Annotated in this window: 24 protein-coding genes and 1 pseudogene; 14 read left to right on the top strand and 11 right to left on the bottom strand. The window is 63.0% G+C overall.

Going from position 1 to position 21970, the window contains the following annotated elements:
• The first annotated feature begins 3 nt into the window (after positions 1-3).
• The 5 genes from FZX09_RS07620 to proC all read left to right on the top strand — a co-directional run bounded on the left by FZX09_RS07620 (position 4) and on the right by proC (position 3323).
• Positions 4-912, top strand: a complete 909-nt coding sequence (locus tag FZX09_RS07620; RefSeq protein ID WP_226401729.1) for an energy-coupling factor transporter transmembrane protein EcfT — start codon at positions 4-6, stop codon at positions 910-912.
• Positions 913-926: 14 nt separating this feature from the next.
• A complete protein-coding gene (locus tag FZX09_RS07615) occupies positions 927-1193 on the top strand; it encodes a PipX family protein (RefSeq protein ID WP_226401727.1) in 267 nt (88 codons plus the stop codon).
• Between the two features lie 4 nt (positions 1194-1197).
• Positions 1198-1860: a YggS family pyridoxal phosphate-dependent enzyme gene (locus FZX09_RS07610; protein WP_226401725.1), complete on the top strand. Its 663-nt coding sequence runs from the start codon at positions 1198-1200 to the stop codon at positions 1858-1860.
• A 75-nt stretch (positions 1861-1935) separates the two neighbouring features.
• Positions 1936-2502 (top strand): cell division protein SepF, encoded by a 567-nt coding sequence (locus FZX09_RS07605; protein ID WP_226401723.1) that lies wholly within the window; start codon positions 1936-1938, stop codon positions 2500-2502.
• A 44-nt stretch (positions 2503-2546) separates the two neighbouring features.
• On the top strand, positions 2547-3323 hold the full coding sequence (proC, locus tag FZX09_RS07600; RefSeq protein WP_370624216.1) for a pyrroline-5-carboxylate reductase: 777 nt from the start codon (positions 2547-2549) through the stop codon (positions 3321-3323).
• Here the strand turns inward: proC and cobI are convergent.
• Complete coding sequence (gene cobI, locus FZX09_RS07595; RefSeq protein ID WP_226401719.1) at positions 3320-4030, bottom strand: precorrin-2 C(20)-methyltransferase; 711 nt, start codon at positions 4028-4030, stop codon at positions 3320-3322. The genes proC and cobI overlap by 4 nt on opposite strands.
• A 68-nt stretch (positions 4031-4098) precedes the next feature.
• Between cobI and FZX09_RS07590 the strand changes: the two genes are divergently transcribed.
• From FZX09_RS07590 to FZX09_RS07575, 4 genes are all read left to right on the top strand, one after another.
• Positions 4099-4659 carry an acireductone dioxygenase gene (locus FZX09_RS07590; RefSeq protein WP_226401717.1) on the top strand — a complete coding sequence of 187 codons (561 nt, stop codon included), beginning with the start codon at positions 4099-4101 and terminating at the stop codon, positions 4657-4659.
• 105 nt (positions 4660-4764) lie between these two features.
• On the top strand, positions 4765-5046 hold the full coding sequence (locus tag FZX09_RS07585; RefSeq protein WP_226401715.1) for a hypothetical protein: 282 nt from the start codon (positions 4765-4767) through the stop codon (positions 5044-5046).
• Positions 5047-5170: 124 nt separating this feature from the next.
• Positions 5171-5737 (top strand): hypothetical protein, encoded by a 567-nt coding sequence (locus FZX09_RS07580; RefSeq protein WP_226401713.1) that lies wholly within the window; start codon positions 5171-5173, stop codon positions 5735-5737.
• Positions 5738-6256, top strand: a complete 519-nt coding sequence (locus FZX09_RS07575) for an isoprenylcysteine carboxylmethyltransferase family protein (RefSeq protein WP_226401711.1) — start codon at positions 5738-5740, stop codon at positions 6254-6256.
• A 9-nt stretch (positions 6257-6265) separates the two neighbouring features.
• On the opposite strand, the gene FZX09_RS07570 is transcribed toward FZX09_RS07575, so the two are convergent.
• Genes FZX09_RS07570 through hpf form a run of 5 tightly spaced genes read right to left on the bottom strand, consistent with a single transcriptional unit; the run spans position 6266 to position 10932 of the window.
• Complete coding sequence (locus tag FZX09_RS07570) at positions 6266-7435, bottom strand: glycosyltransferase family 4 protein (protein ID WP_226401709.1); 1170 nt, start codon at positions 7433-7435, stop codon at positions 6266-6268.
• A 32-nt stretch (positions 7436-7467) separates the two neighbouring features.
• Positions 7468-8847: an MFS transporter gene (locus FZX09_RS07565; protein ID WP_226401707.1), complete on the bottom strand. Its 1380-nt coding sequence runs from the start codon at positions 8845-8847 to the stop codon at positions 7468-7470.
• A 28-nt stretch (positions 8848-8875) separates the two neighbouring features.
• Positions 8876-9649: a DNA repair protein RecO gene (recO, locus tag FZX09_RS07560; RefSeq protein ID WP_226401705.1), complete on the bottom strand. Its 774-nt coding sequence runs from the start codon at positions 9647-9649 to the stop codon at positions 8876-8878.
• The gene (locus FZX09_RS07555) at positions 9650-10330 is read right to left on the bottom strand and encodes a 2-deoxyribose-5-phosphate aldolase (protein WP_226401703.1); all 681 of its coding nucleotides are present in this window, start codon (positions 10328-10330) and stop codon (positions 9650-9652) included.
• 14 nt (positions 10331-10344) lie between these two features.
• Positions 10345-10932: a ribosome hibernation-promoting factor, HPF/YfiA family gene (hpf, locus tag FZX09_RS07550; RefSeq protein ID WP_226401701.1), complete on the bottom strand. Its 588-nt coding sequence runs from the start codon at positions 10930-10932 to the stop codon at positions 10345-10347.
• 11 nt (positions 10933-10943) lie between these two features.
• On the opposite strand from hpf, the gene lipB reads away from it, so the two are divergent.
• The 5 genes from lipB (at position 10944) to queA (ending at position 16614) form a co-directional block, all read left to right on the top strand.
• Positions 10944-11642 (top strand): lipoyl(octanoyl) transferase LipB, encoded by a 699-nt coding sequence (lipB, locus tag FZX09_RS07545; protein ID WP_226401699.1) that lies wholly within the window; start codon positions 10944-10946, stop codon positions 11640-11642.
• A gap of 28 nt (positions 11643-11670) precedes the next feature.
• Entirely contained in the window at positions 11671-13584 is a 1914-nt protein-coding gene (locus FZX09_RS07540; protein ID WP_226401697.1) for an AMP-binding protein, read from the top strand.
• Positions 13585-13681: 97 nt separating this feature from the next.
• Positions 13682-14125 carry a YlqD family protein gene (locus FZX09_RS07535; RefSeq protein ID WP_114989554.1) on the top strand — a complete coding sequence of 148 codons (444 nt, stop codon included), beginning with the start codon at positions 13682-13684 and terminating at the stop codon, positions 14123-14125.
• Between the two features lie 56 nt (positions 14126-14181).
• Positions 14182-15501, top strand: coding sequence for a dihydrolipoamide acetyltransferase family protein (locus FZX09_RS07530; RefSeq protein WP_226401695.1), 1320 nt, complete (start codon positions 14182-14184; stop codon positions 15499-15501).
• A 12-nt stretch (positions 15502-15513) separates the two neighbouring features.
• Positions 15514-16614 (top strand): tRNA preQ1(34) S-adenosylmethionine ribosyltransferase-isomerase QueA, encoded by a 1101-nt coding sequence (gene queA, locus FZX09_RS07525; RefSeq protein WP_226401693.1) that lies wholly within the window; start codon positions 15514-15516, stop codon positions 16612-16614.
• Positions 16615-16683: 69 nt separating this feature from the next.
• Here queA and cysK read toward each other — a convergent pair whose 3' ends face one another.
• The 5 genes and pseudogenes from cysK to FZX09_RS07500 all read right to left on the bottom strand — a co-directional run.
• On the bottom strand, positions 16684-17670 hold the full coding sequence (gene cysK / locus FZX09_RS07520) for a cysteine synthase A (protein WP_226401692.1): 987 nt from the start codon (positions 17668-17670) through the stop codon (positions 16684-16686).
• Between the two features lie 96 nt (positions 17671-17766).
• Positions 17767-19221 (bottom strand): PLP-dependent transferase, encoded by a 1455-nt coding sequence (locus tag FZX09_RS07515; RefSeq protein ID WP_226401691.1) that lies wholly within the window; start codon positions 19219-19221, stop codon positions 17767-17769.
• On the bottom strand, positions 19218-20360 hold the full coding sequence (locus FZX09_RS07510; protein ID WP_226401690.1) for a PLP-dependent aspartate aminotransferase family protein: 1143 nt from the start codon (positions 20358-20360) through the stop codon (positions 19218-19220). Before FZX09_RS07510 ends, FZX09_RS07515 begins: the two co-directional genes overlap by 4 nt.
• 109 nt (positions 20361-20469) lie before the next feature.
• Positions 20470-21858: a photosystem II reaction center protein CP43 gene (gene psbC / locus FZX09_RS07505; RefSeq protein ID WP_011364942.1), complete on the bottom strand. Its 1389-nt coding sequence runs from the start codon at positions 21856-21858 to the stop codon at positions 20470-20472.
• Positions 21842-21970 (bottom strand): annotated as a pseudogene (locus FZX09_RS07500) (photosystem II D2 protein (photosystem q(a) protein)); the annotation flags it as partial. The pseudogene FZX09_RS07500 and the gene psbC, both read right to left, overlap by 17 nt.

Genomic DNA, 21970 nt, shown 5'->3' with positions numbered 1-21970 from the left:
GCCATGGACTGGTTGCGCCAGGTCCCCATAGGCCAATACGTCGATGGCTCCACCGGTTGGCTTCGGCGCTTGGACCCTCGGCTGAAGCTGGCCTGGTCCCTTGTGTTTCTACTCACGCCTGTACTGGCAGGACCTTTTTGGCGCGTTGGTCTGGTGGTGGCTCTGGTGCTGATCACCCTCGGCAGTGGTCTGGCCCGCTCGCTGTGGTGGCGGTCTGTTCTGTTGTTGACGGCCTTGGCACTTGTGGTGGGCCTGTTGTCGATGTTGTTGCCTGCTGTGGATCCCCCTGCGGCCTTCCCTCTGCGCAATCCGGCCGAGCTTCCGGGGCTCGAGACGGAAGGTCCCGCCTGGGACCTTCTGCGTCTCGGCCCCCTGCAGTTGGGTGGTCTCCAGCTGGGCCCTCTGGTGGTGGATCGAGCCTCGGCGGTGCTGGGGCTGCGAACGTCGACCTTGATCTTCACCGTGATTCACAGCGTCAATTTGATGCTGATCACGACCCCTCCAGAGGATCTGGTCTGGGCCCTCAGTTGGTACCTGGCTCCGTTGAAGTGGTTGGGGTGTCCGGTGGAACGGCTGGGGTTTCAACTGCTGCTGGCGCTTCGTTTCCTGCCTCTGGTTCAGGAGGAGCTCCAGAATCTGCTCCGTTCCCTCGCCAGCCGTGCCGTCAACCTGCGCCAGTTGGGGTTCAAGGCCGGTTTCGGTTTGGTGCTGGCCGTCGGAGAGCGGCTGCTCGCCAACATCCTTCTCAGAGCTGAGCAGGGAGCCGATGCTCTAGTCGCCCGTGGTGGTCGAATTCTTGGTCCTTCGTACTTCCGTATGCCTCCCGATCGTCCTGCTCCCCTGCTGAATGGCCTGGCGATAATCGCTCTGGTGTTGGTGATCGGGCTTCGGGGTCAGTACGGTGCTCTGTGACAATCGATTAGGGCATGGCGTCCGAGCGATATCTGAATCACCCCACCTTCGGGATGCTCTACAGGGTGGCTCCGGCTGGAGAAGGCCGTGACGTGTACGCCACGCTGTATGCCCAGCGCATGTTCTTCCTGGTGACGCTCCAGCCCCGTGGCGCCCAATTCGAGGTGATTCCCTACGGAGACGCGCGTCACCACGCTGAGGTGCACCTGGGCCGCTGCCGGCGGAATGGGTTAGAGGATCTGGACTCCTGGACTCAGCTGTTCGATCAGACGTTCATCTGAACCCTTGACCGATTCACTCGCTGCGCGGTGGCAGGCGCTCAATCTCGACCGTCCTTCCTCCGCCAGGCTCCTGGCTGTCAGCAAAGGGCACCCAGCAGCCGCTGTGCGATGCGTGGCTGAACTTGGGCAGTTTGATTTCGGGGAAAGCCGCGTTCAGGAGGCTCTGCCGAAGCAAGAGGAGCTGATCGATCTGAACTTGCGCTGGCATTTCATCGGTCGCTTGCAGAGCAACAAAGTGCGGCCGGTAGTGAAGGCTTTTGATGTCATTCACTCGGTGGATTCCCTGTCGCTGGCTGAACGGGTGTCGCGCATCGCTGTGGAGGAGGCCCGTCAGCCTGACGTTCTGCTGCAGGTGAAACTGCGCCCCGATCCCAGCAAGGGGGGGCTGTCGGCCGATGAACTAAGCACCATTTGGTCAGACCTTCAGGCTCTGCCGGGTTTACGGGTCTCGGGTCTGATGACCATGGCGCCGCTCGACATGGCCGTGGAGCAGCGCAAGCACTTGTTTTCCGACTGCCGTGCCTTGGCCGATCAGCTTGCTTTGGCGGAGTGCTCGATGGGGATGAGCACGGATTGGAAAGAGGCGGCTGCAGCGGGCAGTACCTGGCTCAGGATCGGTTCGGCACTGTTCGGCCCGAGATTGGTGTCATCAGACGCTGCGAATTGACTTGCCCCGCCGCAGCGAAAACGGTATCCAGGGACATGGTTTTCGAACCTCATTCAGACCGAGAGGAATCCCAAGGTGTCGCTGATCTCCCGTCTCCGTGCCGTCGTCGCTGGCGATGACTATCTCGATGGCGAATTGGATGATTTCGCTTACGACGACGAGCAAGACGACCAGGATCAGCGCGCCCTGCAGGCTGATGGTGGTGCGTTAGCAACCATTGGTGACTCCAACCCGTTTGATCTCGGTGGTGATCTGCCTGGATCCAACGTGATCGGCATGCCCGGCATCAGCAATGCTGCGTCCGAGGTGAATGTGATGGAGCCCCGCAGCTTTGATGAAATGCCTAGGGCCATTCAGGCTCTGCGGGAACGCAAGACCGTCATCCTCAACCTCACGATGATGGAGCCCGATCAGGCGCAGCGTGCTGTTGATTTCGTTGCTGGTGGCACCTTCGCGATCGATGGACACCAGGAGCGCGTCGGCGAAAGCATCTTCCTGTTCGCCCCCAGCTGCGTCACAGTAACCAACACCGGTCAAGACGAAGCCTCAGCTCCAACGGTCGTGAGCCGTGAGGCCGATGTGGCGGATATTGACGAATCCGCCAGCGCCCCCTCGCCTGCCTGGGGGGCAGCTGCACTCTGAAGCGCCCCGTGCAGCCCGCTTTCGGTGTGATCGGCCTGGGTCGTATGGCTCAGGCTCTTGTGGTGCCTCTTTTGGAGCGTGGACGCATTCCTGCCGATCGGCTGTTGGCAGTCGTTGGAGGATCTGGCTCGCTCGAGCAACGGAGTAGGGCCTTGCCGGCGGGCATCGGTTTGGTTGCCGCTGATGATCCTTTCGCTCAGCAGGTCTGGACGGCCCCGGTTCAGCTGCTTGCGGTGAAGCCGCAGCAACTGGATGCTGTTGCAGCAGCTGCGGCACATGTTGTGGGTCAACCGCTGCTGATCTCCGTGTTGGCGGGGGTGTCTCTGGCGCGTTTGCAGCATTTGTTTCCCGGTCATCGCTGTGTGCGGGCGGTGCCCAACACCCCTGCGCTGGTGGGAGCAGGTTTGACAGCTCTGGCCTGGGGGGAAGGGATCGACGAAGGGCAACGTGACCAGGTGCGGCAGCTGTTCGCCGATGTGGGCGAGGTGCTGGAGCTGGCGGAAGTCAAGCTCGATGCCTTCCTGGCCCTCACCTCATCGGGCCCTGCCTTTGTGGCCCTGGTGGCGGAAGCCATGGCTGATGGTGCTGTTGCAGCCGGTCTTCCCAGAGACCTGGCCTTGCGGCTGAGCCATCGCACCCTGGCTGGAACGGCTGAGCTGCTGGACCGTCGCGATTTGCACCCTGCCCAGCTCAAGGACATGGTCACCTCGCCAGGGGGCACCACGATTGCCGGCGTCCGCGCGCTGGAACGCATTGGTCTGCGCTCCGCCTTGATCGAAGCGGTTGTCGCTGCTGCAGAACGCAGCCGAGAGCTGGCCTAGGGCAACACCTCCGGCCATCCCTGACGGATCAGCAGCAGCGAGAAGTAGGGGCGGGGTTCGGCCGCGAGGGCATCCGCGCAGCAGATCTGCTGGTTTGGCCAGCCGACCCGTTCGGCAAACAGCGCTTGCTGCAGCAGACCACGCTGCTTCAGCAGGGGTTGCACCCAACTCCAGCGCCGGCCCAGCTTCAGCAGGGCAAGAACTTGCCCCGTCGCCGCGGCGGTGTCCAGCACCTGCTCCAGCTCCTCGGGGGTGTCGGGGCAGGGGCGCAGCAGCAGTTGGTCCTGCTGAAGAGCGAGGGGCCAGAGGCCGGCAGCCGCGGCTGCCGAGCAGGAGGTGATGCCAGGAATCACGCTGATGGGACAGTTGGGCCATGCCCGACGAAGGGCCAGCAGCGCATAGCTGCAGCTCGCAAACAGAGACGCATCTCCTTCGCAGAGCAGCGCCACCTGTTGGCCGGAACGGACAGCCTGCTGCAGCTCCTGTGCTGCTGCCCCCCAGGCGGAGCGACGCGGTTCGGCGGCTTCCACCATCGGGAACAACAACGGCAGGCGATGATGGTCGCTGCGGATCCAGGCGGCGGCGATTTTGGCGGCCATGCTGTCGCTCCCCGGACGGACCACCGGGTAAGCGACCACCTCCGCTTTGCGGATGGCTTCAACGGCGGCCAGGGTAAGCAGAGAAGGATCACCGGGGCCGACTCCCACCAGCGTGAGACCCCCAGTCGTGGTGGGATCGATGATGGTCAGCAGTCGATGCGCCTGGGGTCCAGACGATGAGTTGTCTCAGCATCTTTCCAGACGAAACCGCAGCCCATGCTCCGGATGAGCAAGTGCCCGAGCTGGAGAGCCATGATCCAGCGGAGATTCAGGCGGAGCTCAGCCGCCGAGGCATCGGCTTTGAGCAATGGCCAGCTGAGCAGGGCCTGCCAGAGGGGGCCGATCAGTCCGCCATCCTTCAGGCCTATGCCGATGCTATTGCCCTGGTTCAAGGCGATGGCGGTTACGCAACGGTCGATGCGATTCGGATGACGCCAGAGCATCCTGATCGTGAGCTCCTGCGCCGCAAGTTCCTTGAGGAGCACACCCACGCCGAAGACGAAGTGCGCTTTTTTGTGGAAGGGTACGGTTTGTTTGTGCTGCACATCGGTGCCGAGGTGCTCAGCGTGCTGTGCGAACGGGGCGACCTGATGCGGGTCCCTGCCGGGACCCGTCATTGGTTTGACATGGGCTCTCATCCCCGGTTTTGTGCCGTGCGTTGGTTCAACAACCCCGAGGGATGGGTGGCGCAGTACACCGGCAGCAGCATCGCCCAGCGTTTTCCCAGGCTTGACTAAGTGGGCCTCCAGGAGATCTTGATGCGCCTCCATCGCTCCTTTGCTGCTCTGCTGCTGGGTCTGCCCATGGCAGCACCCATCGCTGTTGTTGCTGAATAGGCTTCCTTGGTACTTGAGGTTCAGCGGCGGGTTGCGGTGGTGGTGCTGGTCCGCCGAATTCGCGGCTATGCCGCCATGGCCAAGGCCAGCAGCGACTGCCAGGTGGAGAAGTGGCGTCTTTCGCGCCGCCAGGCCAGGCAAGCCCTGGCGATCTCGCTCGAGGAGTTGGGCATCGGTCGGCGGATGCTGGTGAATCCCCTGGTGGTTGCTATCAGCCCGCGCCTTCAGCGCCTGCTGGATGACAGCTGTGCCCTGGATCCAACCAAGCAGGCTGAAGCATTGCAGTGAGCCGAGAACGAACTCTGGGCCTTTCTCGAGTTGGGTCTCAGAGCGGGACAATGAGAGTGCTGGCTTTTATTTCCTTAGCGAATAAAAACCGCCCATAGGGTTCCGGCCTGTTTGCCTGACTGCTGTGGTCGTTCGGTCTTGTCTCGAGTTGAAGCTGCTGGCGCTGTTGGTAGTGCCCTGTTCTGCGGCCGAGATGGATCTGGCCTCCGCATCCACGGTGCTAACCACGTCGCTATCCACCTCCATCCCAGCCAATGAGTCGGTCTTGGTGCTGAACCGCACCACTCGATCGCTAGTACGTACGGGCGATCCCATCTGGAGCCTGCGTCTGGAAACCCCAGGTCAGCCCGTGCAGCGCTTCGATGCTGTGAGTAGTCGGGCTCACCGTCAGAACGCAGATCGCAATCGTTCTGGCACCCGCGCGCCGCTCTCCGCCGGTCGCTATCGCCTCGGGCCGATGGAGCCCTTGGGTCCCTCCGATCCGCGGGAGCTCGGGCCGATCTGGATCGGAATTGAACCGCAGTTCCCTACGGGCCGAGGCCACCTGGGCATTCATCTCGACCCCAGTGCCAACCGCAATGCCAACAGCGGCACGCTCGGCCGTGTCGGCTTGATTTGCTGGGACGACATGCAGACTCTGGCCGGTCTTGTGCAGCACCGTAACGTCCGAACATTGGTGGTGAGCGAGTGAATGTTCTCCGATTGGGGCTTCAGTTGGGGCGGCTGGTTGGACAACCGCCGGGGTGAGTGGTGGCTGCTGGCCCAACTCCTGCTGATCGCGGCCCATCTGCTGCCGGTCTGGCCTGCTCCGGCCAGCTTCGGTGTGACGATCTGGCCCAAGCCCTTGTTTGGGCTGGGCTTGCTGCTGTTGGCTTTTGGCCTGTTTCGGTCCATTGAGGCGTTTCGCTGCCTTGGGGCCAGCCTTTCTCCGCTGCCGGCGCCCAAGCCGTCGAACCAGTTGATCGCCACAGGCACATATGCCATCTGCCGGCATCCGTTGTATCGGGCTGTGTTGCTGTGTTCCGCAGGAGTGGTGCTGGCCACAGGCAGCCTGCTTCATCTGTTGCTGTTGGTCAGCCTCGCGGTTGTGCTGCGGGGCAAAGCCCGCTTTGAGGAGCAGGGGTTACGGGCGCTGCATCCTAATTACAGCCAATATGCTGCGGTCACTCCGGCAATTTTGGGCTGGACTCCTGGATTGGACTGGCGCTGATTGGCTGGCTCAGGCGGCGACCGTGCTGGCTTGCACCAGGTCGGCATAGAGCTGTTCGAGGGCGTCGATGTTGCTTGAAATCGTGTAGCGCTCTAAGGCGCGGAGTCGGGCTTTGCGGCCCAGTTCAGCCGTTAGCACCGGCTGGTCCCTGAGCACCGGTAGCAGGGTGCGCAACTGGGTGGTGACGCCCTGGGTGCTCAGAACGATTCCCGCCCCTTGCTCCAGCACCTCGCCATCGGCACCGGCATCGGTGGCCACGCATGCTGTTCCGGTGGCCATCGCCTCCAGTAAGGCCAGTGACAGGCCCTCTACAAGGCTTGGCAAGATGAAGACCTCAGCGCACTGGAGCAGGGCAACCCGGGTGTCCAAGTCTGGCTCGTGGCCCCACCAGAGGATTCGATCGTCGTTGAACTGGTTCATCAGGCTGTTGCGCAGCGGGCCGTCGCCGACGATCACCAGCCGACAGCCATCCGGTGAGACCAGACGCCAGGCCCGCAGCAGAGCTTCAACGTTCTTCTCCGTTGCCAGGCGCCCCATGTAAAGCACGATCCGTTCTCGGCCCAGCCGCTGCCGAACCTGTTGATGCATTAGCGAAAGGGTGCCGGGGCTAGTGGGGCACCAGCGGTCGGTGTCCACACCATTGGGAATCACCGTCAGACGATCGGGTGGAACGCCGAGGCGCTCGAGAAAATCCGCTTGAAGCTGTGAAAAAACGATCACCCGCTCATAACGAGCCAGGGCCGGTGCGTACAGCTGGTAGGTGAGCTGTTGGGTGCCCGCCGTCAGGTTGCGCAGGCCTGCATCGAAGGGAGGATGAAAGGTGGCGACCAGGGGCACGCCCAATTGCTGGCAGAGCTCCGGCAGGCGGAAATCTAGGGGCGAAAGGGTGAGGCTGGCGTGCACCAAGTCGGGCTGCAGCCGCTCCAGGGATTCCCTCAGCTCCCGCTGCGCCCCTGGGGAAGGGATCGTATAAACCTGCGATTTGACCAGATAAGGCAGGCTGACGTCCGGGTCGTTAGCCAGCAGAGATGTGTTGTCGCGCTCTGGGCTGCGCGGATTATCGAAATGGATGAAGTGCACCTGATGCCCGCGCTTTCGCAGGGCTTCCGTGGTGCTGATCCCGTAGGACACATTCCCGCAGAAGGGAGACTTCTTGCCGAGCCACGCAATCTGCGCCAAACGGGTTGGGCCTCCTCAGGCGGAAGGGCAAGTTAGCAGCGTTGCCACGGTCGCTCGATCAGGGCCGCCACCAGTGCCAACCCCGCCAGCAGCCACAGCACTGGTTGAAGACCAATGCTGCTCACCAAGGTGCCCGCCAGCACCAGCGGCAGACTCAAGGCGATGTTGATCAAGTTGTTCTGAAGCCCGAACACCCTGCCGCGCTCGGTTTCGGGGGTTTCTTCTTGAATCGTGGTCTGCGCTGGTATCGCTACCAGAGCTGCTCCAATGCCGAGGATGCCGCAGAGGCTCAGGGTGAAGGGCAGAGATCCCCGCAGTTGGCTGAGCAGCACCAAGGTCCAGGTGATGGTTCCAAGGCCTGCTGCAGTTAGTCGGCGGCGGCTGAACCGATGGCCCAGCTGAGCGATCACCACGGCTCCGATCGCCATGCCCAGACCACTCATCGCGAGCAGGGCACCAAAGCCTGATGCCCCCAGGTTGTCGATCAGGGCCGCCAGCTGGAGCGCCAACACGTAGAGCGCCGCCAACAGGCTGTAGAGCAGCACCAGGTGAATCATGGCGCCGCGCACCGACGGCACCCGGCGCAGAACCTGCAACCCTTCGCCGATCTCCGCCCACACCGATGTGTTGGAGGCGGGCTTTGGGGCTTCCTGCAGCTTCAGGCGCGACAGGCTGAGGGCCGCGAGGCCGTAGCAGAGCGGTAGCAGCAGAAACTCGCCGCCATCGATGCCGAGGATCTCCAGGCTGCTGTGCAGGGCGCGAAGAATCGGTTCCCCCAGGGCGAAGCCCAGGATCGTGGCCCCCATGCTGGTGGCTTGGTAGAGGGAGTTGGCTGCCAACAGGTGTTCTCCCGGCACCACCACAGGAATTGTGGCCTGTTCCGAGGGGGCAAAAAACTGCGTCAGGATCGACTCCAGGAAGGTCATGCCCACGAGCCCCCAGTAGCCCCAGGGGAGACCAAGCCAGACGGGCCCTGGCAGAAGACAGAGCGGTGCGAACACCACCAGCAGGGCTCGTACGGCATTGCTGGCCACCATCACCCGACGCTTGGGCCAGCGGTCAGCCCAGACCCCAGCCACCGTCCCCAGCAGCATGGCCGGGATAGTGTTCGCCACAAAGATGCCTGTGGCCAGCAGGGTGATCACCTGGGTGCGTGTGCTGATGTCAAGGCCGTAACCGGACGCCATTTCCGCCAGCACGCCACTTCCCTGCCCCTTCAGCAGCAGGTGCTGATCGATCAGGAAGACCATCAGCACGATGTAAAACTTGTCTGCTAGTTGGGAAAAAATCTGGCCGAGCCAGAGTTTTCGGAAGTCGTTGAGGCGAAGCACGGCTTCCAAGCCGCGCTTCCCCTCCGGATTGCTGCCGGTGGGCAGAGCGGGTTCAGGGGTGGTGAGGCTGGGTCCGCTCAAGGGGCAATTGCATCGCGGCCATGATGGCTCACGCGCCTGCCAGCAGCGTCTCTCGAAGCATGGCCAGGGCTTTGCTGGGTCGGTTCAGATGCGTCCGGCTCCAAATCTCGACCAACCGAAGCAGTCGGCGCCATACGGCTGGGGGGCCCATCAGCTCCCCATCCCGGCGACGGGGTAGTTCGGCCCTGGTCAGTCGCTGGAGTAGGGCCATTTCGGAGGGATTCAGCTGGATCGCCGCCCCAGGCTGCTCATCGATCGCAAACCCGTCCTGCGGCAGCAGGCTGCAGCGCCAATCCCACTGCCCCAGCGGTGGGTCCAGGCGATCGCCCGTGATGCAGCACGTCTGCAACGGCAGTCCATAACCGCCCAGAGTGAGCAGATGGATGCAGGCCTGGACCGTGCAGGCCAGCACCAGCTCCGGGTCGGCTCGGTGCTCCTCCAGGCGTTCCAGATGCAGCTGCATCGTGGCAAGCAGCCCCTCCACGGGGTCCTGGGCCGCCAGTTGAAGGCACAAATCACACAGGGCCTGCGCCGCAGCCAGGGTTTCCAGCTGTTGTCCGAGGCCTGAAAAACTGCGCAGCACCCGCAGTTGTCGCACCCGGGCTAGGCCACTGCGTCCTCCCACCTGCAGTTCCAGCAGGGTGAGAGGGGCCGCGGCGGCCAGACTGCTCTTGGGACGGCGTGCCCCAGGAACAGCGAAGCGACTGACGCCCTCCGCATCACTGAGCAGGCTCAGCAGGCGGTCGTGCTCGCCGAGGGGGCCCACCTTGAGGGCGAGTCCGGTGAGTCGTCGTTCTGCCATTCAGACCGCGGGGCGGCGCTGGGCCTGCAGCAGAGCCGGCGCGCTGCTGGTGCCCAGCAGATCGGCCCCCGCTAACAAAAGCTCCCCCGCATCGCTGAGGCTATGGATGCCCCCGGCCGCCTTGATGGCGCAGCGGTTGCGGATCAGCTGTTTCAACTGGCGGATCTGATCGGCATGACATGCCGGACCGAAGCCGTTTCCGGTCTGCAGTCCCGCAGCACCAGCATCGATGGCGGCCTCCACGGCCAGCTCCAGTTGTTCGCTTTCCAGTCGTGCCATGTCCAGGATGGCCCGAATGGGAAGCCCCAGTTCGCATAGAGCGGCGAGTTCCTCGGCAAAAGTGCCTGAATCGCCATTGGCCAAGGCGCTGAAATCAGGCACCACATCGAGCTCCTGGGCGCCATGGGCGGCACACCACTCCGCTTCGGCCAGCTTGAGTTCAGCGGGAATTGCCCCGAAGGGAAAGCCGATGGCCGCCACCAAGAGGGGGCCGGCGTCGGTGGTCCCGATGCGTTTCCGCAGCAGCGGCAACTGACGCGGTGTAGTGCAGATGGCCCGCACGCCCTCCTGAATCCCGGAATCGCAGAGGGATTGCAGCTGGTCCCGGGTCAGCAGGGGGTCGAGGATCGCCTGATCAAGCCGGGGAGGCAGTTCGGGGAGCTCTTGGGCTGGATCAGCCATGGCGGGCTGGGAGGTCAGTCACGAGACTGAATCACGCCATACCCCCCGTGGTTGCGTCGGTAGATCACCTGCAGTTGATTGCTCTCCTTCTCCCGGAACAGGTAGAAGTCGTGGTCGATCAGATCCAGTTGACGGCGCGCCTCATCCAGGCCCATGGGCGGCATGGAGAAATATTTGCGTCGTACACCCGGATTGGGCAGTTCCGCCTCACGCCCTTGAAGAAGGGAGGCTTCAACGGGTGATGCATCGTTGACCACATCTGTGCTGGGGGTGTGGCTGGCGCTGTGGCCGTGGCTGTGGTGGTGATCGCTGTGGCGTTCCTTCCAGCGGCGCAGTTGGCGGGCCAGTTTCCCGGCGGCCAGATCGATGCTGGAGTAAAGGTTTTCACTGCGTTCTTGGGCGCGGATCACCGTGCCGTTGGCAAAGACCGTCACTTCAGCGGTCTGCTGCGGCACACGGGGATTGCGGGCCACTGAGAGATGGACGTCTGCCTCGCGAACGGCATCACCGAAGTGCGCCGTCGCCCGCTCAAATTTGGTTTGGGTGTAGTCCCGCAACGCCGGCGTGATCTCGAGGTTGCGACCATGGATCAGCAACTTCATGCTTCGCTCCTGTGCCGGTAGTTATCGGCAAGCTAGATACGGCGCACGATTCGGCCCACCCCCAGCGTGCATTTCTTTTCGAGCCCGGTCATCCGGTTCGATTCGATGCGGCCTGGTCGGCGCAACAGCGCTGGCAGAGCAGTCTTCTGGCTGATCCATCGGCGCCGGAGGCGGTTTGGATCCTGCAGCACAAGACTTGCTACACCCTCGGCCGCGGTGCCAGCGAGGAGCACCTGCATTTCGATCCCCTCGACCCACCAGCACCCCTGTACCGGATTGATCGTGGCGGGGAGGTGACCCATCACCTGCCCGGCCAACTGGTGGCCTATCCGGTGTTGGACCTTCGGCGCCGAAATCCCGATTTGCACTGGTATTTGCGCCAGCTGGAACAAGTCGTGCTGGATGTTTTGGCGGAGTTGGGCTTGGAGGGTCAGCGTCTGCCGGGGTTGACCGGCCTCTGGTTGGACAACCGCAAGGTTGCCGCTATCGGTGTGGGCTGTCGCCGCTGGATCACCCAACACGGCCTGGCGCTGAACGTTGATTGTTCGATGCAGGGGTTTGAGCAGGTCACCCCCTGTGGTCTCGCCGGTCGCGCGGTCGGGCGGCTTGCCGACTGGTTACCAGGACTGACGTCGGCTGAGGTGCAGCCGCTGTTGCGGCAAGCCCTGGCCCATCGTTTCGGTCTGGTCTGGGAGGAGGAAGCGAGATAGACCTGAGCTGTTTCAACCCCTGCCTCGGATGACGGCCAGCTGGAGCCCGATAACCCGCGAAACTGACGCTTTGCAGCGTCATGCCCATGTTCAGAGGTTGTCGAGGGTTGACGCGGTGTGGCCCTGGCTCGCCGACCGCTACGGGCTGATTGCCGCGGTCGATGCGCCCCATGCGGCGCATCCCGAACGCTTCAATTTCGGCGAACTGGCTGAGCGGATCGCTACAGCTGCCGCCGCCTTTCGGCGCCATGGCGTGAAGGACGGCGATGTAGTGGCTCTGTTTGCCGAGAACAGCCCCCGCTGGCTCGTGGCGGATCAGGGGCTGATGCGTGCAGGTGCCGCTGATGCCGTGCGCGGAGCCTCTGCCCCTCTGGAGGAGCTTCGCTACATCCTCATGGACTGCCAGGCGACGGCCCTCGTGGTGCAGAACGCTGAGGTATGGCATCGTCTGGCCCTCTCCCCAGACCAACGGGCTCAGCTGCTCTTTGTGCTTCAGCTGGAAGGAGAGCCTGCCGAGGGCAGCATCGGCTGGGAGGCGTTTCTGGCGTCAGCTGCTGGGCTTGATCCCGTTCACCCGGCAGGGGGGCGAGACGCCGTGGCCACTGTTCTGTACACCTCGGGCACAACCGGGCAACCCAAAGGGGTCCCGTTGACCCACGCCAACCTGCTTCATCAAATGAGCTCGCTGGCCTGTGTCGCCTATCCCGAGCCCGGTGCTCCGGTTCTCAGTGTGCTGCCGATCTGGCATGCCTACGAGCGCAGTGCCAGCTACTACTTCCTCTCCTGCGGCTGCACGCAGACCTACACAACTATCAAGCAACTGAAGAAGGATCTGCCGCGGGTCCGGCCTATCGCGATGGCCACCGTGCCGCGGCTGTGGGAGGCGGTTCAGGCTGGATTTGAGGATGTTCTCAAGACCTTCCCTCCGTCCCGGCAGCGCCTGCTGCGGGCGGCTTTGGCCAACAGTGCTGCCCAGCGCAAAGCCGTGCGAACGGCGCGCAACCTCCTGCTGGAACCGGTGTCAGCCTCCGGCCGGCTGCGTGCTTGTGGCTCCGCTTCCCTGCGCTGGCCCCTGCATGCCCTGGCATCGACCTTGATCTGGCCGAAGCTGCGGCGACAGCTCAGTGGTGGTCAGCTCGCCTATCCCATCAGCGGTGGTGGTGCCATCGCGCCTCACATCGATGCCTTTTTTGAAGCTGTGGGGATTGAACTGCTGGTGGGCTATGGCCTCACGGAAACCAGCCCTGTGGTGAGCTGCCGAAGGCCCTGGCGCAACATCCGCGGCAGCTCTGGCCTGCCGATGCCCCAGACCGAATTCCGGATCGTCGACCCCGACAACGGCCAGCCCCTGGGCTTCCGGCAACGGGGGCGGGTGATGGTGCGGGGGCCGCAAGTGATGGCGGGCTACCTCGGCAAACCCGAGGCCAGCGCCAAGGTTCTCGATGCCGCGGGATGGTTTGACACTGGCGATCTCGGCATGCTCCTGCCGGATGGTTCCGTGGCCCTCACCGGCCGGGCCAAAGACACGATTGTGCTGAGCAGTGGCGAGAACATCGAGCCCGGCCCACTAGAGGAAGCCCTGGTGGCCAGCCCCCTGATCGAGCAGGTGATGCTGGTGGGCCAGGACGAACGCCAGCTCGGTGGTCTGATCGTTCCCCGGGAGGAGGCGATCGTGGCCTGGGCGGCTGAAGCCGGGGTCAACGTGGCGCAAGACCTGGGCGGCCAACCCGGTGATCCGGCCCTGCTGCGCTTGTTGATGCGCGAATGCAACCACTTGCTCAAGCAGCGGTCTGGTTCCCGTGGGGATGAACGGCTGGCCGGGGTGGTGCTCGTGGATCCCTTCAGCATTGAGAACGGACTCCTGACCCAGACCTTGAAGCAGCGCCGTGATCGCATCACCAGCCGCGATCACCACTTGATCGATGCCCTTTACGGACGTTGAACGCGGCGCTGCTGAAGAGGCTCGGGGAGCGGTCGGTTTCCCGGTGATTGACCCCACTTAAAAGGGCTGACACGCTTTGGACGTCTCCCAAGAATCCATGTCCGACGGCACTTCCCTGACGATCAAGCGTCCGATCACCGTCCGCGCCGTGGTGACACCCACTTGGAAAGAGGAAGCAGAGCGCGAACTCAGCAATGGCATTGCCACCGCTGACCAACAGCTAGCTCAGTTGGAACAGGAAGGTCAGGACGTGGTCGACCAGGTGCGTCGTCAGAGCGCTAATCCCCTTGATCCCAGGGTTCAGGATCAGGTGGCGCAGATCCAACAGCAGGTGGCGGCCAAGCGTGCCGAGCTGGAGGAGCAGAAGCGCAACCTGCTTCAGCAGCAGGCCCAGGTGCGTGAGCTGGAAATGGACCAGATAGTTGAGCAGGGTCAGCTCGAGAGCAGCTGTGAGCTGAAGGTCGGCGACAACCTGGTGCAGAAGATGCAGGTGGCCATCGTTGTGAAAGATGGCGTTGTGCAGTCGATTGAGGAAGCCTGATCGGCTTGCCTCTGCTGACTCGTAAACTCCCCTGATCTGCCCTCCCGGAGACGGTTTTGGCGACCACAGACATCTTCATGCCTGCCCTCAGCTCCACCATGACGGAGGGGAAGATCGTCGAGTGGCTGAAACAGCCCGGCGACAAGGTGGCTCGGGGGGAGTCGGTTCTTGTCGTTGAGTCCGACAAGGCGGACATGGACGTTGAGTCATTCCAGGACGGCTACCTCGCTGCGGTCTTGATGCCCGCTGGCAGCACGGCACCGGTGGGTGAAACCATCGGTCTGATTGTCGAAACCGAAGCTGAGATCGCTGACGCGCAGGCCAAGGCCCCCAGCGCTCCTGCTGCGGCGTCAGCCCCTGCACCGGCTCCCGCTCCGACGCCAGCTGCAGTCCAGGCCCCAGCCCCGACCCCTGCGCCGGCTCCTGTCGCCGTCCTGGCGACTTCGGCAGCGGTGGTGAACAACGGCCGCATCGTGGCGAGCCCTCGGGCCAAAAAGCTTGCCTCCCAGATGGGAGTGGATCTGGCCACGGTGCGCGGCAGTGGCCCCCATGGCCGGATTCAGGCGGAGGACGTTGAGCAAGCCTCTGGGCAGCCCATCTCCGTGCCCCGGGTGGCGGAAGGAACAGCCCCCGCAGCTTCTGCGGCAGGCGCACCAGCAACAGCGGCCCCAGCCGCTCCGGCTGGCAACAGCTTCGGGCGGCCCGGCGAGACCGTGGCCTTCAACACCTTGCAAGGTGCGGTGAATAAAAACATGGAAGCGAGCATGGCGGTGCCTTGCTTCCGCGTCGGCTACACCATCACCACCGACAAGCTGGATGCCTTCTACAAACAGGTGAAGCCCAAGGGCGTCACGATGACGGCGCTGCTTGCCAAGGCTGTGGCCGTCACCCTGGCGCGTCACCCCCAGGTGAATGCCGCCACCACACCCGCTGGCATGGCCTACCCGGCCGATGTGAACGTGGCTGTCGCGGTGGCGATGGAAGACGGTGGCTTGATCACGCCGGTGCTGCGCAATGCCGACCGCACCGATCTCTATGAGATGTCGCGTCAGTGGGGTGATCTGGTTAAGCGCTCCCGCAGCAAGCAGCTGCAGCCGGAGGAGTATTCCACGGGCACCTTCACCCTCTCCAACCTCGGGATGTTCGGTGTTGATCGCTTCGATGCGATCCTTCCCCCAGGCACTGGGGCCATCCTTGCCGTCGCCGCATCACGCCCAACAGTGGTGGCGAACAAGGACGGGTCCATCGCCGTCAAGCGTCAGATGCAGGTCAACCTGACGGCGGATCACCGGGTGATTTACGGCGCAGACGGCGCAGCATTCCTGAAGGATCTCGCCGCCCTGATCGAGAGCCGTCCTGAAAGCCTGGCGCTCTGATCGGTCGCCCGCGTGCCTGACCCCAGGGACCTACAACTCAGCAGCTACGACTACCCGCTGCCGTCCGACCGCATCGCCCAGGCACCGGTCGAGCCCCGGCACAGCGCTCGGTTGTTGATGGTTCCGCCCCAGGGGGAGCCATCACCGGAAGCAGCTCACGGCCAAGTGTGGGATCTGCTGGAGCAGTTGCAGCCCGGTGATCTGCTGGTGGTGAACGACACCCGAGTGCTGAAGGCCCGTCTGGCGGTGCGTCGTTCCGGGGGAGGGTTGTCCGAGTTGCTGGTGCTGGAGCCACGGGGGGAGGGCCGCTGGCTGTGTCTGGCCCGCCCTGCCAAGCGCATGAGGCCCGGCGACAACCTCACGATTGATGGCACCTCGATAAGTTTGAAGGTGCTCGCGGAAGATCCCGCCAGTTGTGGACGGGTGGTGCAGTTTCCCGGTGATTGCAGGGATGCCGAAACCATTGAGGGCCTGCTGAATGACGTGGGCGAAGTTCCTTTACCGCCCTATATCGAACGGCACGATCCCAGCGACAGCCAGCGTTATCAGACCCGCTACGCCGATCGCCCCGGTGCGGTCGCTGCCCCGACTGCGGGGTTGCACTTCAGCGATGAACTACTGGCGGGGTTGCATCAGAAAGGGGTGGAGCTGGCCCGGATTACCCTGCATGTGGGCCTCGGTACCTTTCGCCCCGTTGAAACTGAAGACCTCACCGCCTTGGAGTTGCACAGTGAATGGGTTGATGTTAGCCCCGCTGTGGTGAAGGCGGTGCAGGCTTGCCAAGGCCGTGTGATTGCGGTGGGTACCACCTGTGTTCGAGCTCTGGAGGGAGCCGCTCAGGCTCATGGCGGTGTCCTGAAACCCTACACGGGGCCGGTGGATCTGGTGATTCAGCCGGGTTATCAGTTCAAGGTGATTCAAGCCCTGCTCACCAACTTTCATCTGCCCAAAAGCTCCCTGCTGCTGTTGGTGAGTGCCCTGATCGGCCGGGAAACTCTGCTGAAGCTCTATACCGAAGCGATCGAGAGGAGCTACCGCTTTTTCTCCTATGGCGATGCCATGTGGATTGATGCAGCGGCGGTTCAGCCCCAGGCCCGCCCACCGGCACGTTGAGACCTGAACGGTGATTCCATAAAAAAGCCCCGTCAAGGACGGGGCTCCAGATCTGACTGCTGGAAACGATCAGGCTGTGACGGGTTGTTCGATGATGCCGGTCGGCACCTCGGCGAACATCACTGAGGAGAGGTAACGCTCAGCCAGGTCAGGCAGCACCACCACGATGGTTTTACCGGCGTACTCTTCTTTTTCTGCCAGACGAATGGCGGCAGCGGCGGCGGCACCGCAAGAGATGCCCACCAACAGTCCTTCCTCCTGGGCCAGGCGCAGAGCCATCGCGACGGATTCCTCGTTGGTCACCTGCTCCACCTTGTCGACCACGGAGAGGTCGAGGTTTTTGGGGATGAAGCCGGCACCGATGCCCTGAATCTTGTGGGGACCGGGTTTGACGGCCTCACCGTTCATGGTCTGGGTGATCACCGGGCTGTTGGTCGGTTCAACGGCCACGGCTTCGATCGCCTTGCCCGCTTCATTTTTGATGTAGCGGGAGACGCCGGTGATGGTGCCACCGGTGCCGACGCCGGCCACCAGCACATCAATGGCGCCATCGCAGTCGTTCCAGATTTCAGGACCGGTGGTCTTGAAGTGGATTTCGGGGTTGGCGGGATTGTCGAATTGGCCGGGCATGAAATATTTGGCCGGATCGCTTTCAGCGATTTCCTTGGCCTTGGCAATCGCACCGGGCATGCCCTTGGCTGCTTCGGTGAGGATCAGTTCAGCCCCGAGCACGGCCATCACCCGACGCCGCTCGATCGACATCGACTCGGGCATCGTCAGGATCAGCTTGTAACCGCGGGCAGCGGCGGTGAAGGCCAGAGCGATGCCGGTGTTGCCGGAGGTGGGCTCAACAATCACCTTGCCCTTGGTGAGCTTTCCGCTTTTTTCAGCGTCCCAGATCATGTTGGCGCCGATCCGGCACTTGACGCTGTAAGCGGGGTTGCGCCCCTCAACCTTGGCCAGCACGGTGGCCTTGCAGTTTTTGGTGACGTTGTTCAGCTTGACCAGCGGGGTGTTGCCGATGGCCTGACTGTTGTCGTCGTAAATGCGGGACATGGAGCTGATGTAGAGGGGCCCGAAGTAAACAAACTAATGATCAAAAGCCTCTGCTCATCCGGTTGTTAAGGGCTTTTTCAGAGTCTTACCGGTCTCTCAGTCAGCAAACGCTTGCTTAAACCGCATCCACAGCGCGTCGGGGTCTTCCAGACCCACCGAAACTCGCAGCAGATGAGCCGGCACGCCGCACTGTTCTGCCCAGCTCAGTTCGTCGTAGTGGGCGAGCTGGGTGTAAGGGCAAACTAGGCTGAAATCGGTGCCAAGGCTGGGCCCTTTGCTGATCCGAAGCGCGTCGTAAACCCGCTTGGACTGCTCTTGGACTCCCTTCAGTTCAAAGGAGAGCAGGCAGCCATGGCCAGCTCCTCTTCGCATCAAAGCGCGGAAGTTGGGGCAGCTTTTCGGATGCAGCACCCGTTGCACGTCTGGGTGGGCCTCGAGCCGTTCCGCCAGTACCAGAGCGTTGGCATCGAGTTGTGGCACCCGCTGGAGCACATCCCGGCTGGCAATCTCCAGGGCGATGGCATCGGCATCGCTAAGCGGGGTGATGCTGGGAACCGCCTTCAGCAGGGAGGACGCCCAGGGCGACTGCGGACTCACCAGAACACTGCCGGCCATCACATCACCGCGGCCCGCGAAGCTCTTGGTGAGAGAGGTGAAGATCAGATCGGCATAGGGCAGGGCATTAAGGTTGATTCCAGTGCCGATCGTGTCATCGGCAATCACCGGAATGCCGCGGTTGCGGGCCAAGGCCGACACGCCTGGTAGGTCCATGCAGCGCAGCAGCGGATTGCTCGGCAGCTCCACGATCACCGCCGCCGGCTGGAGCCGATCCAGCGCCGCTTCCACCTCAGTGAGGGTCTGCGGTTGCAATAGCGCGCCACCGTGAAACACCACGCGCGGCTGCTTCAGCACATCCACGTAGGGAAAGCCCAGCTGCAGCGTGGGACGACTCGGCCGCAGCGTTTGGATGGCGCTGAGCGCTGCATGCAGGCCGGCCATTCCCGCCGGATGCAGGCTGATCTGTTGGGCGTCGACGCCATGGATGCCAGCCAGGCGCTCTCGAATAACCCCGCGGGCCGCTTCGCCGGATTCACTGCTGGGGGCCGCCTCTTTCCCCAAGGCGATGGCTGCCTGGCGGGAGGAGAGCCCCAGGCCGGTGTGCTGCCAGAACGCTTTGGCATGAGGGCTGGCCGCTGCATCGCTGCGCAGGCAGGACACGCCTGCAATGGCGATCAACTCCGAGCCGCTCTCCGGTGCCTTGCGTTGGCAGTGGGCCAGGGCCGCCAGGGCAGCGGCTTCGGTGGGATAGGGCCAGACAGTGGTGTTTGCAAGCTCTGATGGCTGAACCAGTTCTCGGATTAGCGGATGCTGGCCGAAGCGGGGATAGACCGTCTGCAGGGCATCGCGGCAGGCCGGATCCTTTTCCTCGTAGGCGATCACATCGCGCCAGCGCGGCAGCGCCACAGACACCGCATGGGGGGAGTCGGGCAGGGGACGGCCGAGATCAGAGCCCTGCCAGGCCGGATCGCTGAGCAGATTGCGGGGACTCACGCCAGCAGCTCCAGGGCCTGGTCCAGATCGGCCTGCAGATCGGCGAGGTCTTCGCAGCCCACCGAGAAGCGCACCAGGCCGTCGTCAATGCCCAGCTTGGCTTTTACCTCGGCTGACACCGCGGCGTGGGTCATGGTGGCGGGGTGGCAGATCAGGCTTTCGATGCCACCCAGGCTTTCGGCCATGGTGAACCAGCGCAATTGTTTGCAGAGGGCATAGGTCTGCTCCTGGCTGGCGTTGAAGCTCACCGTCACGATCGCTCCACCGGCGCGCATCTGACGGGTCGCCACCTGATGCTGCGGGTGATCACTGCGGTGGGGATAACGCACCCAGTTCACTTTGGCGTGCCCCGCCAGTTGATCGGCCAGGGCCGCGGCATTGGCCATCTGCTGCTTGAGACGCAGCGGCAGGGTCTTGATGCCTCGCGTGATCAGCCAGCAATCAAAGGGTGAGGGCTGCAGTCCCAGGGCCTTCTGGGAGAACACCATCTTCTTGTGCCACTCGGGATCGTTGGTGCACACGGCTCCACCGAGGGCATCGGAGTGGCCGTTGATGTACTTGGTGGTGCTGGTGAGCGAGAGGGTGGCGCCCAGATCCAGGGGGCGCTGCACCAGGGCGGTGGCGAAGGTGTTGTCGACCACCACGGGGATGCCGAGGGCTTGGGTGATGGCGCAGACCGCCTCCAGGTCAATCACCTTAAGCAGTGGGTTGGTGGGGCTCTCCAGCCACACCATCGCTGGCTTCTGGGCTTGGATCTGCTCCAGTGCAGCCGGCTGGGTGAAGTCCACCCAAGCGGTTTTCAATCCGAATTTGGCGAACACCTGCTCGAACAGACGCACGGTGCAGCCGTAGAGGTTCTCTTCGCAGAGCACCAGATCGCCCTGTTTCAGTTGGGAGACCACAGCGGTGATGGCGCTGACGCCGGAGGCAAACACGGTGGCGTGGTCGGAGCCTTCAACCGAGGCGAGCACCCCATCAAGGATGCGGAAGTTGGGGTTGCCGGAGCGGGTGTAGTCGAATCCGCCAGCGTTGCCATGGGCAAAGGTGCTGGTGGGGAAGATCGGCGGCATCACCGTGCCGGTGTCTCCCGCAAAACTGTCGCCGTGGTGGATCACCCGGGTGTTCAGACCTGTGTTCACGGACGATCCATCGATTCGGACAGGCTAAGAAATCGCCTCTCCCATCCCAATAAAAAACCCCCGCCGTATGGCGGGGGTAGATGACGATCGCTTGGATTGAACCGGTGGATCAGTCGAGGTCGGGCATGCCGAGCACAGGCTCAGCCTTGCGGTCGATGCCTTTCTCGAAGCCAGCAGCAGCAGCGCGAGCGCGGCCGGCGTGCCAGAGGTGACCAACTAGGAAGAAGAAGGCAAGCACGAACTGCGTTGCACCCAGCCACTGGCGAAGGTTCACGTAGTTCACCGAGTTGGGCTCGGTGATGATGCCGCCCACGGAGTTGATCGAGGCGTTGGGAGCGTGGGTCATGTACTCAGCCGCACGGCGCACTTGCCAGGGCTGAATATCGTTCTGCAGCTTGTCGAGGCTGAGACCGTTGGGCCCACGCAGGGGCTCCAGCCAGGGACCACGGAAGTCCCAGAAGCGCATGGTTTCACCACCGAAGATGATTTCACCTGTGGGTGAGCGCATCAGGTATTTGCCAAGGCCGGTGGGGCCCATGGCGGAACCGATGTTGGCGCCCAGGCGCTGGTCACGCACCAGGAAGGTGAAGCTTTGAGCCTGGGATGCCTCAGCGTTGGTGGGGCCCCAGAACTCGGAGGGATAAGCGGTGTTGTTAAACCAGATGTATGCCGAAGCGATGAAGCTCATGAAGCTCAGAGCGCCAAGGCTGTAGCTCAGGTAGGCCTCACCGTTCCAGATGAAGGCGCGACGCACCCAGCCGAAGGGCTTGGTGATGGCGTGCCAGATGCCACCGAAGATCAGAGTCAGACCCAGCCAGATGTGGCCACCGATAATGTCCTCCATGGAGTTCACACCGATGATCCAACCCTCTCCACCGAAGGGAGCGCGGAACAGGTAGCCGAAGATCACACCCGGATCGAGGGTCGGGTTGGTGATCATGCGGACGTCACCGCCGCCGGGTGCCCAGGTGTCGTAAACGCCGCCGAAGAACATGGCCTTGAAGACCAGCAGCAGGCAGCCGACGCCCAGAAGGATGAGGTGATAACCAATGATGTTGGTCATCTGGTTTTTGTCACGCCAGTCCTGAGAGAAGAAGGAGGAATAGTTCTCCAATATCTCAGGGCCACGCAGGGCGTGATACAGGCCGCCGAGGCCGAGCACAGCGGAACTGATCAGGTGCAGAACACCGACCACGAAGAACGGGAAGAGATCAGTGACCTCACCGCCGGGGCCCACGCCATAGCCAAGGGTGGCAACGTGGGGCATGCAGATGAAGCCCTGCTCATACATGGGCTTGTCGAAGGTGAAGTGGCTCACCTCGAACAGCATCATTGCGCCGGCCCAGAACACCATCAGACCAGCGTGGGCCACATGGGCACCAAGCAGACGGCCGGACAGGTTGATCAGGCGGGCGTTGCCAGACCACCAGGCATACCCGGTGGATGGAAGGTCTTTGCCGCCAGTGGCGCCAAGACCGGGATTAGAGAGCGTTACCACGGGGCAGAACCTCTTCAGGGAAGACGAAGTTTTCGTGCGGCTGGTCAGCCGGTGCCATCCAGGCACGCAGACCTTCATTCAGAAGGATGTTCTTGGTGTAGAAGGTCTCGAA

Origin of the sequence: Synechococcus sp. MU1643, from assembly GCF_020514095.1 — a bacterium.
Taxonomy (GTDB): Bacteria; Cyanobacteriota; Cyanobacteriia; order PCC-6307; family Cyanobiaceae; genus Parasynechococcus.
Note: the sequence above shows the minus strand (reverse complement) of the source record. Positions and strands in the feature narration are given on the sequence as shown.

Excerpts from the sequence above, each read along its gene's own strand:
- FZX09_RS07535 (WP_114989554.1), top strand. The coding sequence starts at position 13,682 with ATGTCCGACGGCACTTCCCTGACGATCAAGCGTCCGATCACCGTCCGC.
- FZX09_RS07575 (WP_226401711.1), top strand. The coding sequence starts at position 5,738 with ATGTTCTCCGATTGGGGCTTCAGTTGGGGCGGCTGGTTGGACAACCGC.
- FZX09_RS07615 (WP_226401727.1), top strand. The coding sequence starts at position 927 with ATGGCGTCCGAGCGATATCTGAATCACCCCACCTTCGGGATGCTCTAC.
- FZX09_RS07590 (WP_226401717.1), top strand. The coding sequence starts at position 4,099 with ATGAGTTGTCTCAGCATCTTTCCAGACGAAACCGCAGCCCATGCTCCG.
- FZX09_RS07555 (WP_226401703.1), bottom strand. The coding sequence starts at position 10,330 with ATGGCTGATCCAGCCCAAGAGCTCCCCGAACTGCCTCCCCGGCTTGAT.
- hpf (WP_226401701.1), bottom strand. The coding sequence starts at position 10,932 with ATGAAGTTGCTGATCCATGGTCGCAACCTCGAGATCACGCCGGCGTTG.
- proC (WP_370624216.1), top strand. The coding sequence starts at position 2,547 with ATGGCTCAGGCTCTTGTGGTGCCTCTTTTGGAGCGTGGACGCATTCCT.
- recO (WP_226401705.1), bottom strand. The coding sequence starts at position 9,649 with ATGGCAGAACGACGACTCACCGGACTCGCCCTCAAGGTGGGCCCCCTC.
- FZX09_RS07620 (WP_226401729.1), top strand. The coding sequence starts at position 4 with ATGGACTGGTTGCGCCAGGTCCCCATAGGCCAATACGTCGATGGCTCC.
- cysK (WP_226401692.1), bottom strand. The coding sequence starts at position 17,670 with ATGTCCCGCATTTACGACGACAACAGTCAGGCCATCGGCAACACCCCG.
- FZX09_RS07540 (WP_226401697.1), top strand. The coding sequence starts at position 11,671 with ATGACGGCCAGCTGGAGCCCGATAACCCGCGAAACTGACGCTTTGCAG.